Below are 13,457 nucleotides of genomic sequence, written 5' to 3'. Positions count from 1 at the left end.
ACCACAAGGCACCGCAGCCGGCACCGGAAACGCCGCGGGTGCGCAGGACACACAGGAGAGAACAATCATGGCGGAACGCGTCGTACTCGCATACTCGGGCGGTCTCGACACCTCGGTCGCGATCAGCTGGATCGGTAAGGAGACCGGCAAGGAGGTCGTCGCCGTGGCCCTCGATCTCGGTCAGGGCGGCGAGGACATGGATGTGGTGCGTCAACGCGCCCTCGACTGTGGAGCCGTCGAGGCCGTGGTGGTCGATGCCCGCGACGAGTTCGCCGACGAGTACTGCCTGCCCGCGATCACCTCCAACGCCCTCTACATGGACCGGTACCCGCTGGTGTCGGCGATCTCGCGTCCCCTGATCGCCAAGCACCTGGTCACCGCGGCCCGGGACCACGGCGGGACCGTCGTCGCCCACGGATGCACCGGCAAGGGCAACGACCAGGTCCGATTCGAGGTCGGGTTCGCCTCGCTCGCGCCCGATCTCGAGGTCCTCGCGCCGGTTCGCGACTATGCCTGGACGCGTGAGAAGGCGATCAGCTTCGCCGAGGAGAACGACATCCCGATCAGCGTGACCAAGAAGTCGCCGTTCTCCATCGACCAGAACGTCTGGGGCCGCGCGGTGGAGACCGGGTTCCTCGAGGACCTCTGGAACGCGCCCACCAAGGACGTCTACGACTACACCGAGGACCCGACCGTCAACTGGCAGTCGCCGGACGAGGTCATCATCAGCTTCGACAAAGGTCGCCCGGTGGCGATCGACGGCCGCCCGGTCAGTGTCCTGGAGGCGATCCAGGAACTGAACCGTCGCGCCGGTGCACAGGGTGTCGGACGCCTCGATGTCGTCGAGGACCGGCTCGTGGGCATCAAGAGCCGGGAGGTCTATGAGGCACCCGGCGCGATGGTGCTCATCCGGGCGCACGAGGAACTCGAACATGTCACGCTGGAACGTGAACTCGGCCGCTACAAGCGGCACACCGACCAGAAGTGGGCCGAAGAGGTGTACGACGGACTGTGGTTCTCGCCGCTCAAGCGTTCGCTGGACGTGTTCGTGGCGTCGACGCAGGAACACGTGACCGGCGACATCCGGCTGGTGCTGCACGGCGGCCACATCGCGGTCACCGGGCGGCGCAGTTCCGAGTCTCTCTACGACTTCAATCTCGCCACCTACGACGAAGGCGACAGCTTCGACCAGTCCGCGGCACGCGGGTTCGTGGAACTGCACGGACTGTCGTCGAAGATCGCCGCCAAGAGGGATCTTGATCTGTGAGCGGTAGCGCGGACAGTTCGGCCCCAGGCGCAGCGGGCGGTACCAACAAGGGCTCGTTGTGGGGTGGCCGGTTCGCCGACGGCCCTGCCGCGGCGATGGCCGCGTTGAGCAAATCGACGCACTTCGACTGGGTGCTGGCACCTTACGACGTCCAGGCGTCGATGGCCCATGCCCGCGTCCTGAACGGGGCCGGGCTGCTCACCGACGACGATCTGGGCGCGATGCTCGACGGACTGTCCCGACTGGCCGCCGACATCGCGGACGGTTCCTTCGGTCCGGCCGAGAGCGACGAGGACGTCCACGGCGCACTCGAGCGGGGACTGATCGAGCGCGTCGGACCGGAACTCGGCGGTCGACTGCGTGCGGGTCGTTCCCGTAACGACCAGGTCGCGACGCTGTTCCGCATGTGGTTGCGGGCAGCGATGCGCCGGGTCGCGCTGGGCGTACTCGACGTCGTCGACGCGCTCATCGAGCAGGCGCAGGCACATCCCGACGCGGTGATGCCCGGTAAGACCCATCTGCAGGCGGCCCAGCCGGTGTTGTTGGCGCATCAGCTGCTCGCGCATGCGCATCCGCTGCTCCGCGATGTCGAGCGCCTTGCCGACGCCGATCGGCGGACCGCGGTGTCGCCGTACGGGTCCGGCGCTCTGGCGGGTTCCTCGCTGGGACTGGATCCGGCGGCGATCGCGGCGGATCTGGGGTTCGATCGGGCGGCCGAGAACTCGATCGATGCGACGGCGTCACGGGACTTCGCGGCCGAGGGGGCGTTCGTCCTCGCGATGATCGGCGTCGACCTGTCCCGTCTGTCCGAGGAGATCATCCTCTGGAGCACACCGGAGTTCGGCTACGTGACGCTGGCCGACGCGTGGTCGACGGGCAGCTCGATCATGCCGCAGAAGAAGAACCCGGATGTCGCGGAGCTCGCCCGGGGCAAGGCGGGACGTCTGATCGGCAACCTGACCGGATTGCTGGCGACTCTGAAGGCGCAACCGCTCGCCTACAACCGGGATCTCCAGGAGGACAAGGAGCCGGTTTTCGATTCGGTCGCACAGCTGGAGCTCTTGCTGCCGGCCGTCACCGGTCTGGTCGCCACCCTGGAATTCCACGAGGAGCGGATGGCCGACCTGGCGCCTGCCGGCTTCACGTTGGCCACCGACATCGCGGAATGGCTTGTTCGTCAGGGAGTTCCGTTCCGCGTCGCCCATGAGGTGGCGGGCGCGAGTGTGCGCGCCGCCGAGGAACGCGGGGTGGGACTCGCCGATCTCGACGACGAGACCCTCGCGTCGATCAGTACGGACCTGACTCCGGCGGTGCGCGACGTCCTGACGGTGCGCGGGTCGATCGAATCGCGCAACGCCCACGGCGGCACGGCGTCGGTGCAGGTGGCGCGCCAGCTGTCCGAACTGCGCGCACAGGTGCAGCGGCGACGCGCCGAATTGTCGGAAGAACCGGCGCACGACCGCACCTGAGTACGCTGGTGACGCCGCCTTCGGGGAGGCCGGTACAGTGACGTGCATCACTCGAAACCAACCGAGGGGAGGGATCGACGTCATGGTGGGCTTGCCCCCAATTCCCGACGTCGGCGCCGCGGTCGACCGGGTACTCGCCACCGCGCAGAACGGCCTCGAGGTGCTGCGCTACGGCGGCCTCGCAACCGAAACCGAGCCCGCTCCGTTCAACGTCGTCGAGACGGAGAAGATGTTCCGGCTGCGCCGGTACTTCCCGGACGCGCCGAACATCGGGCCGCAGATCGTTCTGGTTCCGCCGATGATGGTGTCGGCCAACGTCTATGACGTCACCGAGCAGAACGGGGCGGTGTCGGTTCTGCATCGGGCCGGCATCACCCCGTGGGTCATCGACTTCGGGTCCCCGGACTCCGAGGAAGGCGGGATGGAACGCAACCTCGCCGACCACGTCGTCGCGATCAGTCGTGCCATCGACCTGATCGTCGAGGCCACTGGCAAGGACGTCCACCTCGGTGGCTACTCGCAGGGCGGTATGTTCGCCTACCAGACCGCCGCCTACCGGCAGTCGAAGTCGATCGCGAGCCTGGTCACCTTCGGCAGTCCGGTCGACGTCCTCGCCGCACTGCCTCTGGGGCTGCCCGCCGGTCTGGTGGTACCGGGTGCGGAACTGCTGGCCGACAAGGTCTTCAACCGACTCTGGGTACCCGGGTGGATGGCCCGGGCCGGCTTCCAGCTCGTCGACCCGGTCAAGACGGCTCGCAGCCGTATCGACTTCCTGCGCAAGCTCCACGATCGCGATGCGCTGCTGCCGCGCGAAGATCAACGGCGCTTCATCGAGGCCGAGGGCTGGGTTGCCTGGTCAGGCCCCGCTGTCGCCGAGCTGTTGCGCCAGTTCGTGGTGCACAACAGGATGATGTCGGGTGGTTTCGTCATCCATGGCGATCTCGTATCCCTCACCGAGATCACCTGTCCGGTGTTGGCTTTCATCGGCGAGGCCGATGACATCGGCCAGCCGCTGGCGGTTCGCGGGATCCTCCGGGCCGCGCCCGGGGCCGACGTCTACGAATCACGAGTTCCGGTGGGTCACTTCGGATTGGTGGTCGGCAGCACCGCCGGTGCCCACACCTGGCCCACCACCGCCGACTGGGTGCTCTGGCAGTCCGGGCCGGGCGAACGGCCGCCGCTGATCGAGGAGATGCGCGAGACCCTGGATCCGCACGGTTCCGGGGTGAGTCTGTCGTCGCGGATCACGCACGGCATCGGTTCACTCGCGGATGCAGGGGCCGGGGTCTCTCGCGAAATCCTCGGCGTGGCCAATTCACTGCAGCGCACCTCGCGAGCGGTGGCACAGGAATCGGCTCGCACCGTGCCCCGTCTCTTCCGCCTCGGACAGATCCAGTCCGGAACCCGGATCTCGCTGGGCAAGCTGATGTCCGAGAACTGCAAGCGGGCGGCTCGGCAGGAGCTGTTCCTGTTCGAGAACCGGGTGCTGACCCACGCCGACGTCAACACCCGCATCGACAACGTGGTCGCGGGCCTCGTCGATTGTGGTGTGCGCCCGGGCGAGCACGTCGGTGTCCTGATGGACACCCGCCCCAGCGCGCTGGTCGTGGTCGCGGCGCTGTCGCGGCTCGGCGCCGTCGGAGTCATGCTCGCGGCCGATGGCGACATCCGGGAGATGCTGCGGCTCGCGGACAGTTCGGTCGTCGTGACCGATCCGAGCCACCTCGACCAGGCCACGGGTGCCTGCGATCGCGTGCTGGTGTTGGGTGGTGGCAGCGGCGAGTCCCGGTCCATCGAGAGTGCCGACGGATCGTCCGTGATCGACATGGAGCTGATCGATCCGGCCGCCGTACGTCTGCCGTCGTGGTATCGCGCCGATCCGGGCCTGGCCGGCGACCTCGCATTCATCCTGTTCACCCGCACCGGCGACCAACTCGCACCGTGGCCCATCACCAACCACCGATTCGCGATGTCGGCCTTCGGCGCCGCGTCGGCTGCCGGGCTCACCGACCGCGACACCGTCTACTGTCTGCCCCCGTTGCACCACGCATCCGGCCTGCTCACCACTCTGGGTGCGACCGTGGTGGGCCGCTCCCGAATCGCCCTGTCCAACGGCGTCGACGCCGACACCTTCACCATGGAGGTGAACCGATACGGCATCACCGTGGTGTCCTATACGTGGACGATGATGCGTGACATCGTGCGCTCGGACGATTTCCAGATCAATCAGCACAACCCGATTCGCCTGTTCATGGGGTCGGGCATGCCGGTCGGACTCTGGGACGACGTCACCGAGAGTTTCCCGAGGGCCCGGGTGCTGGAGTTCTTCGCCACGGCGGACGGTTCGGCGATACTCGCGAACGTCTCCGCCAACAAGGCCGGTTCGATGGGACGCCCGTTACCGGAGACGAATCCGGTGGAGGTCGCGGCCTACGATCTCGAGAAGGATCGCCTGGTCATCGACGGTGCGGGGTTCGTCAAGAAAGCTGCGGTCGGCGAGCCCGGCCTGCTGCTGGCTCGGGCACGCCACCGTTTCGACACGTCGGCGACCGTGCTCCGCGATGTGTTCCTGCCGCACGATCGATGGGAGGTGTCCGGGCACCTGTTCGTCCGGGACGCCGACGACGACCTGTGGTTCCTCGGATCGCTCGAGAGCATCGTCCACACGACCGATGGCCCTGTCTTCGTGCCGCCGGTCGAGCAGATCCTGTCGCGGATGAGTTCTGTCGACCAGTCGGTGGCCTACGGGGTGGGTGCACCGGGCAGGCAGATCGCAGTCGCCGCCGTCACGCTGCGGCCGAACGCCAACGGCGACTCGCTGACGGTGACGCAACTGCGGATCGCGTTGGGTGAGCTCGCAGCCACGCAACGGCCGCACTTGGTCTGGGTCGCCGACGAGATCCCGGTCTCCGATGCGTATCGTCCCGTCGCACGGGGATTCGCGCGCCGCGGTCTGCCCAGGCCAGGGGCGAAGGTGTGGTATCGGGACAACGACGGGCGGTATCGCCGTTACACCAGGACAGCCGCCGCGACGATGGGCTGGTCGGCGGAGGCCGGCGCGGGCGGCGCGGCACCTGTCGCGGCCGGCAGATGACCGGAGCCCCGCGACCGCCCGGCACCAGGAACGGGGCACTACAGTTGTGAACCGACCACGCCGCACGACCGAGGGGACCAGCACAAGCGATGGCCACACGCGCCGAATCCATCGATCCGATCACTCGTGAGCGGTTGGTGTGCCCGCAGGACCACGGACCCCTGCTCGACGCGGGGGATGAGATGTACAACCCGCGCCTGCGCGTGGCCTATCGCATCGACGAAGACGGCATTCCCGTGATGCTCGCGGACGAGGCGCGCGATGTCGATGATGCCGAGCACACTCGCCTGACCGGTGGTGCGACCGACGCCGATTAGCAGCGTCGACGTGGTCGTCACCAACCGCGATATGCCGGATGACAAGATCAAAGGGTGACAACCGACATGTCTACCGGTCCGACCACCGACATCCTGTCCGAACTCGAGTGGCGTGGCCTGATCGCCCAGTCGACAGATCTCGACGAACTGCGTGCGGAACTCGATCGGGGCTCGACCACGTTGTACGCGGGATTCGACCCGACCGCAGCGAGCCTTCATGCCGGTCACCTCGTACCTCTGCTGACGTTACGGCGGTTCCAGGAGGCGGGCCATCGCCCCATCGTGCTGGCCGGCGGCGCCACCGGTCTCATCGGCGACCCGCGCGACGTCGGGGAACGCACCATGAACACCACCGACACCGTTGCCGAGTGGGCCGCACGCATCGATTCCCAATTGCGGCGCTTCGTGCGCATCGACGATTCGGCGACCGGTGCGGTCGTGGTCAACAACATGGACTGGACCGGCGCGCTCTCGGCCATCGAGTTCCTGCGGGACATCGGCAAGCACTTCTCGATCAACGTGATGCTCGCCCGTGAGACGGTTCGCCGGCGACTGGAATCCGACGGCATCAGCTATACCGAGTTCAGCTACCTCCTGCTGCAGTCGAACGACTTCGTGCAGCTCCACCGCCGTCACGGCTGCACAGTGCAGATCGGCGGGTCGGATCAGTGGGGGAACATCGTCGGCGGTGTCGATCTCGCGCGTCGGATCGACGGTGCGACCCTGCACGCGATGACCGTTCCGCTGGTCACGTCGTCGGACGGCAAGAAGTTCGGCAAGTCCACCGGGGGCGGCAGCCTGTGGCTCGACCCGGAGCTGACCAGCCCATACGCCTGGTACCAGTACTTCGTGAACACGGCCGATGCCGATGTCGTGCGCTACCTCAAGTGGTTCACCTTCCTCGGTCGTGACGAGATCGCGGAACTCGAGAGGGCCACCGAGGAGACGCCACACCTGCGGATCGCGCAGAAGCGTCTCGCAGCGGAGATGACCACATTGATCCACGGTGAACAGCACACGCGGGCCGCCGAGCTGGCGAGCCAGGCGCTGTTCGGGCGCGCCGACCTCGCGGATCTCGACGAACAGACGCTGGCGGCCGCCGTGGGTGAGACCTCGGTCGCCGCCTACACGGATGTGTCTCCGACGATCGTCGAGCTCCTCGTGGACACCGGACTGTCGGACAGCAACAAGGCTGCACGCCGTGCCATCGGAGAGGGCGGCGCCTATGTGAACAATGCGAAGGTCACCGATCCGGAGTGGCAGCCGACGACCTCGGATCTGCTGCACGGTCGCTGGCTGGTGATCCGGCGTGGAAAGAAGAGCTTCGCCGGCGCGACCGTAACGCTCTGACCAGGCGATTTGACGCGTTGTTCGCACCTGTGTAACTTAATCGACGCACCGCAGGGAGCAACTTCCCCGGGGCCGACAAGGACCCGGGCAGTGACGGTGCCCGAACGTGAGTTCGGGACGACTCTGTGGGGCCAGCCCCGGATCGAGAGATCGAAACGGGAGTTGCGGATCGGAGATCACTCCGGTACGCTGGAAGAGTTGCCCCGGAAGCGGGCAGCAAATCCAAACAGAACGTAAAGCTTGCTGGTGAGCGCCCTGTTACAGGGTGGTGCTGGTGGGTGTGTGTTCTTTGAGAACTCGATAGTGTGTTGATGGATTGTTTGATGCCATTTATTTGATGGCATTGTTTTGGGCATCCGACATACCCCGTATGTTGGGTGTTTAGAGTTTTGCCAGTTTTTTGGATTGTTTTTGTCAGGTTTTGCTTTCCTGATTGTGTTGAAATTGTGCCGGCCGGTTGGTTGGCGTGTTTCAGCGTTTTTTCATGGAGAGTTTGATCCTGGCTCAGGACGAACGCTGGCGGCGTGCTTAACACATGCAAGTCGAACGGAAAGGCCCTGCTTGCAGGGTACTCGAGTGGCGAACGGGTGAGTAACACGTGGGTGATCTGCCCTGCACTCTGGGATAAGCCTGGGAAACTGGGTCTAATACCGGATATGACCATGGGATGCATGTTCTGTGGTGGAAAGCTTTTGCGGTGTGGGATGGGCCCGCGGCCTATCAGCTTGTTGGTGGGGTAATGGCCTACCAAGGCGACGACGGGTAGCCGACCTGAGAGGGTGATCGGCCACACTGGGACTGAGACACGGCCCAGACTCCTACGGGAGGCAGCAGTGGGGAATATTGCACAATGGGCGCAAGCCTGATGCAGCGACGCCGCGTGAGGGATGACGGCCTTCGGGTTGTAAACCTCTTTCACCAGGGACGAAGCGTGAGTGACGGTACCTGGAGAAGAAGCACCGGCCAACTACGTGCCAGCAGCCGCGGTAATACGTAGGGTGCGAGCGTTGTCCGGAATTACTGGGCGTAAAGAGCTCGTAGGCGGTTTGTCGCGTCGTCTGTGAAATTCTGCAACTCAATTGCAGGCGTGCAGGCGATACGGGCAGACTTGAGTACTACAGGGGAGACTGGAATTCCTGGTGTAGCGGTGAAATGCGCAGATATCAGGAGGAACACCGGTGGCGAAGGCGGGTCTCTGGGTAGTAACTGACGCTGAGGAGCGAAAGCGTGGGTAGCGAACAGGATTAGATACCCTGGTAGTCCACGCCGTAAACGGTGGGTACTAGGTGTGGGTTCCTTTTCACGGGATCCGTGCCGTAGCTAACGCATTAAGTACCCCGCCTGGGGAGTACGGCCGCAAGGCTAAAACTCAAAGGAATTGACGGGGGCCCGCACAAGCGGCGGAGCATGTGGATTAATTCGATGCAACGCGAAGAACCTTACCTGGGTTTGACATACACCAGACGCAGCCAGAGATGGTTGTTCCCTTGTGGTTGGTGTACAGGTGGTGCATGGCTGTCGTCAGCTCGTGTCGTGAGATGTTGGGTTAAGTCCCGCAACGAGCGCAACCCTTGTTCTGTATTGCCAGCACGTGATGGTGGGGACTTGCAGGAGACTGCCGGGGTCAACTCGGAGGAAGGTGGGGATGACGTCAAGTCATCATGCCCCTTATGTCCAGGGCTTCACACATGCTACAATGGCCGGTACAGAGGGCTGCGATACCGTGAGGTGGAGCGAATCCCTTAAAGCCGGTCTCAGTTCGGATCGGGGTCTGCAACTCGACCCCGTGAAGTCGGAGTCGCTAGTAATCGCAGATCAGCAACGCTGCGGTGAATACGTTCCCGGGCCTTGTACACACCGCCCGTCACGTCATGAAAGTCGGTAACACCCGAAGCCGGTGGCCTAACCCTTGTGGAGGGAGCCGTCGAAGGTGGGATCGGCGATTGGGACGAAGTCGTAACAAGGTAGCCGTACCGGAAGGTGCGGCTGGATCACCTCCTTTCTAAGGAGCACACAACATCACCCATTTCTGCCGGCATGTGTCCGTGCGGTGGGTGTGTGTTCGAGGGTGAAACATCAAACAGATCTGTTCTGCCGGCCTGTCTGGGTTGGTGGGGTGGGTGGCTGTTCACTGTGAGGTGGGTGGCGTTGTCAGCACACTATCGGGGTTCTGAGGGAACACACGTTTCTTCTGGGCCTGTCATTGCGCAGCCTTGGTGAGGTGTCCTGTGGTGGGGCATACAGAGGTGTGTGGGTGGTGGGTGTGTGTTGTTTGAGAAGTGCATAGTGGATGCGAGCATCTTTATTTTGCAATGCATATTGAATCAATAGTTTTTGGTTTGTGTGTTTTGTTCGAGTTTGTTGTGTGATGTCTACATTCGTGGGGGGTGTTGTTTCCTTGTGTGTCTCCTGTTGGGGGTGCATGGGGGGCGGAGCCCCTGTGGGTGTAGGTGTTGTTGTAAGTGTTTAAGGGCGTTCGGTGGATGCCTTGGTACCAGGAGCCGATGAAGGACGTGGTAGGCCGCGATAGTCCTCGGGGAGTTGTCAAACGAGCTGTGATCCGAGGGTGTCCGAATGGGGAAACCCAGCACGAGTGATGTCGTGTTACCACCAGCTGAATGTATAGGCTGTGTGGGGGGAACGTGGGGAAGTGAAACATCTCAGTACCCATAGGAAGAGAAAACAATTGTGATTCCGTGAGTAGTGGCGAGCGAAAGCGGAGGAGGCTAAACCATGCGCATGTGATACCGGGTAGGGGTTGTGTGTGTGGTGTTGTGGGGTTCATCTTCTCAGATCTACCTGTCTGGGCGTGAGTGATAAAGCTGTGGGTTAGGTGAAGTGGCCTGGAATGGTCTGCCGTAGTCGGTGAGAGTCCGGTAGCTGAAAACCTGTGGTCTTGCGTGATGTTCTCCCAAGTAGCAGCGGGCTCGTGGAATCTGCTGTGAATCTGCCGGGACCACCCGGTAAGCCTGAATACTTCCTGGTGACCGATAGCGGACTAGTACCGTGAGGGAAAGGTGAAAAGTACCCCGGGAGGGGAGTGAAATAGTACCTGAAACCGGACGCTTACAATCCGTCAAAGCCTGCGAGTCGTTTGGTCGGCTGTGGGTGATGGCGTGCCTTTTGAAGAATGAGCCTGCGAGTTAGTGCTCGGTGGCGAGGTTAACCCGTGTGGGGTAGCCGTAGCGAAAGCGAGTCTGAATAGGGCGTGGAGTCGCCGGGTCTAGACCCGAAGCGGAGTGATCTACCCATGGCCAGGGTGAAGCGTCGGTAAGACGTCGTGGAGGCCCGAACCCACTTCAGTTGAAAATGGAGGGGATGAGTTGTGGGTAGGGGTGAAAGGCCAATCAAACTCCGTGATAGCTGGTTCTCCCCGAAATGCATTTAGGTGCAGCGTCACATGTTTCTTACTGGAGGTAGAGCTACTGGATGGCCGATGGGCCCTACTAGGTTACTGACGTCAGCCAAACTCCGAATGCCGGTAAGTGAGAGTGTGGCAGTGAGACTGCGGGCGATAAGGTTCGTAGTCGAGAGGGAAACAGCCCAGATCGCCGGCTAAGGCCCCTAAGCGTGTACTAAGTGGAAAAGGATGTGGGGTCGCGAAGACAACCAGGAGGTTGGCTTAGAAGCAGCCACCCTTGAAAGAGTGCGTAATAGCTCACTGGTCAAGTGATCCTGCGCCGACAATGTAGCGGGGCTCAAGTACACCGCCGAAGCCGCGGCACTCACACAAGTCATTCTCTTCGCCTTGCGGGGTGGGGAGCAGTGGTGTGGGTGGGTAGGGGAGCGTCCTGCATCCCTGGAAGCCACAGCGTGAGCTAGTGGTGGAGGGTGTGGGAGTGAGAATGCAGGCATGAGTAGCGAAAGCAGAGTGAGAAACTCTGCCGCCGGATGACCAAGGGTTCCTGGGCCAGGCTAATCCGCCCAGGGTGAGTCGGGACCTAAGGCGAGGCCGACAGGCGTAGTCGATGGACAACGGGTTGATATTCCCGTACCCGTGTACAGGCGTCCATGCTGAATCAGTTGTACTAACCATCCAAAACCAGATGGATCACCTTCGGGTGACCGGATGGGGCTGCATGGGACCTCGGCTGGTAGTAGGCAAGCGATGGGGTGACGCAGGAAGGTAGTGGGGCCAGTCAGTGGTAATACTGGTGTAAGCCTGTAGGGAGTGTGGTAGGTAAATCCGTCACACATATATCCTGAGAGGTGATGCGTAGCCGTTGCGGCGAAATCCATGATCCTATGCTGCCGAGAAAAGCCTCTAGCGAGTTGGTACACGGCCCGTACCCCAAACCAACACAGGTGGTCAGGTAGAGAATACTAAGGCGATCGAGAGAACTGTGGTTAAGGAACTCGGCAAAATGCCCCCGTAACTTCGGGAGAAGGGGGACCCATCCCGGTGACCGTCCTTGCGGCGTGAGCTGGTGTGGGTCGCAGAGACCAGAGAGAAGCGACTGTTTACTAAAAACACAGGTCCGTGCGAAGTCGTAAGACGATGTATACGGACTGACGCCTGCCCGGTGCTGGAAGGTTAAGAGGACCGGTTAATGCCCTTCGGGGTGTGAAGCTGAGAATTTAAGCCCCAGTAAACGGCGGTGGTAACTATAACCATCCTAAGGTAGCGAAATTCCTTGTCGGGTAAGTTCCGACCTGCACGAATGGCGTAACGACTTCTCTGCTGTCTCAACCACAGACTCGGCGAAATTGCAGTACGAGTAAAGATGCTCGTTACGCGCGGCAGGACGAAAAGACCCCGGGACCTTCACTATAGCTTGGTATTGGTGTTCGGTTCGGTTTGTGTAGGATAGGTGGGAGACTGTGAAGCGGCCACGCCAGTGGTTGTGGAGTCGTTGTTGAAATACCACTCTGATCGTATTGGACTTCTAACCTCGGACCCTGATCGGGTTCAGGGACAGTGCCTGGTGGGTAGTTTAACTGGGGCGGTTGCCTCCCAAAATGTAACGGAGGCGCCCAAAGGTTCCCTCAGCCTGGTTGGCAATCAGGTGTTGAGTGTAAGTGCACAAGGGAGCTTGACTGTGAGACGTACATGTCGAGCAGGGACGAAAGTCGGGACTAGTGATCCGGCACCAACGTGTGGAAGTGGTGTCGCTCAACGGATAAAAGGTACCCCGGGGATAACAGGCTGATCTTCCCCAAGAGTCCATATCGACGGGATGGTTTGGCACCTCGATGTCGGCTCGTCGCATCCTGGGGCTGGAGTAGGTCCCAAGGGTTGGGCTGTTCGCCCATTAAAGCGGCACGCGAGCTGGGTTTAGAACGTCGTGAGACAGTTCGGTCTCTATCCGCCGCGCGCGTCAGAAACTTGAGGAAACCTGTCCCTAGTACGAGAGGACCGGGACGGACGAACCTCTGGTGTGCCAGTTGTCCCGCCAGGGGCATCGCTGGTTAGCTACGTTCGGAAGGGATAACCGCTGAAAGCATCTAAGCGGGAAGCCTGTTCCAAGATGAGGTTTCTCACCCCCTCGAGGGGGTAAGGCCCCCCACAGACCATGGGGTTGATAGGCCAGAACTGGAAGCACAGCAATGTGTGTAGGTGACTGGTACTAATCGGCCGAGGACTTACAACAACACTTATCACCGATAAGAACTGATAGAGCTCTGCTCGCATCCACTATGACACTTCTGAAACAACACGCACGGGGGCTCCGCCCCTCGTGAACCCCTCAACCAGTGGTAACCATTGGTTGAGGGTGGTTCACACAAGATAAACAAACACTGCGTGTGTTTCACAATGTTTCGGCGGCCATAGCGGAGGGGAAACGCCCGGTCCCATTCCGAACCCGGAAGCTAAGCCCTCCAGCGCCAATGGTACTGCACCCTAACCAGTGTGGGAGAGTAGGACACCGCCGAACACAACCTGGACAACGGCCCTGTATTCGAGATTCCTCGAATGCGGGGCCGTTGGCATGCCACCGGCATGGTGCCGCACCCGGATC

Annotated in this window: 5 protein-coding genes and 3 rRNA genes; all 8 read left to right on the top strand. The window is 62.2% G+C overall.

Annotation, left to right across the window (positions count from 1 at the left end; genetic code table 11):
- The first annotated feature begins 67 nt into the window (after window positions 1–67).
- The 8 genes from ACVT6V_RS20740 to rrf all read left to right on the top strand — a co-directional run bounded on the left by ACVT6V_RS20740 (window position 68) and on the right by rrf (window position 13,373).
- Window positions 68–1,267 (top strand): argininosuccinate synthase, encoded by a 1,200-nt coding sequence (locus ACVT6V_RS20740; protein ID WP_489895996.1) that lies wholly within the window; start codon window positions 68–70, stop codon window positions 1,265–1,267.
- Window positions 1,264–2,736: an argininosuccinate lyase gene (gene argH, locus ACVT6V_RS20735; RefSeq protein ID WP_489895995.1), complete on the top strand. Its 1,473-nt coding sequence runs from the start codon at window positions 1,264–1,266 to the stop codon at window positions 2,734–2,736. Before ACVT6V_RS20740 ends, argH begins: the two co-directional genes overlap by 4 nt.
- A gap of 82 nt (window positions 2,737–2,818) precedes the next feature.
- Window positions 2,819–5,830 (top strand): AMP-binding protein, encoded by a 3,012-nt coding sequence (locus ACVT6V_RS20730; RefSeq protein WP_489895994.1) that lies wholly within the window; start codon window positions 2,819–2,821, stop codon window positions 5,828–5,830.
- A gap of 89 nt (window positions 5,831–5,919) precedes the next feature.
- Complete coding sequence (locus ACVT6V_RS20725; RefSeq protein ID WP_489895993.1) at window positions 5,920–6,147, top strand: Trm112 family protein; 228 nt, start codon at window positions 5,920–5,922, stop codon at window positions 6,145–6,147.
- Between the two features lie 66 nt (window positions 6,148–6,213).
- Window positions 6,214–7,497: a tyrosine--tRNA ligase gene (gene tyrS / locus ACVT6V_RS20720; RefSeq protein WP_489895992.1), complete on the top strand. Its 1,284-nt coding sequence runs from the start codon at window positions 6,214–6,216 to the stop codon at window positions 7,495–7,497.
- A gap of 481 nt (window positions 7,498–7,978) precedes the next feature.
- Window positions 7,979–9,499 (top strand): 16S ribosomal RNA (locus tag ACVT6V_RS20715).
- A gap of 454 nt (window positions 9,500–9,953) precedes the next feature.
- Window positions 9,954–13,088: ribosomal RNA gene (locus tag ACVT6V_RS20710) — 23S ribosomal RNA — on the top strand.
- Window positions 13,089–13,256: 168 nt separating this feature from the next.
- A 5S ribosomal RNA gene (gene rrf, locus ACVT6V_RS20705) occupies window positions 13,257–13,373 on the top strand.
- Together the 16S, 23S and 5S rRNA genes form the textbook arrangement of a ribosomal RNA operon.
- Window positions 13,374–13,457: the final 84 nt, after the last annotated feature.

This window comes from Gordonia sp. LMA167, assembly GCF_058130025.1.
Note: the sequence above shows the minus strand (reverse complement) of the source record. Positions and strands in the feature narration are given on the sequence as shown.

Excerpts from the sequence above, each read along its gene's own strand:
- ACVT6V_RS20740 (WP_489895996.1), top strand. The coding sequence starts at position 68 with ATGGCGGAACGCGTCGTACTCGCATACTCGGGCGGTCTCGACACCTCG.
- ACVT6V_RS20730 (WP_489895994.1), top strand. The coding sequence starts at position 2,819 with ATGGTGGGCTTGCCCCCAATTCCCGACGTCGGCGCCGCGGTCGACCGG.
- ACVT6V_RS20725 (WP_489895993.1), top strand. The coding sequence starts at position 5,920 with ATGGCCACACGCGCCGAATCCATCGATCCGATCACTCGTGAGCGGTTG.
- tyrS (WP_489895992.1), top strand. The coding sequence starts at position 6,214 with ATGTCTACCGGTCCGACCACCGACATCCTGTCCGAACTCGAGTGGCGT.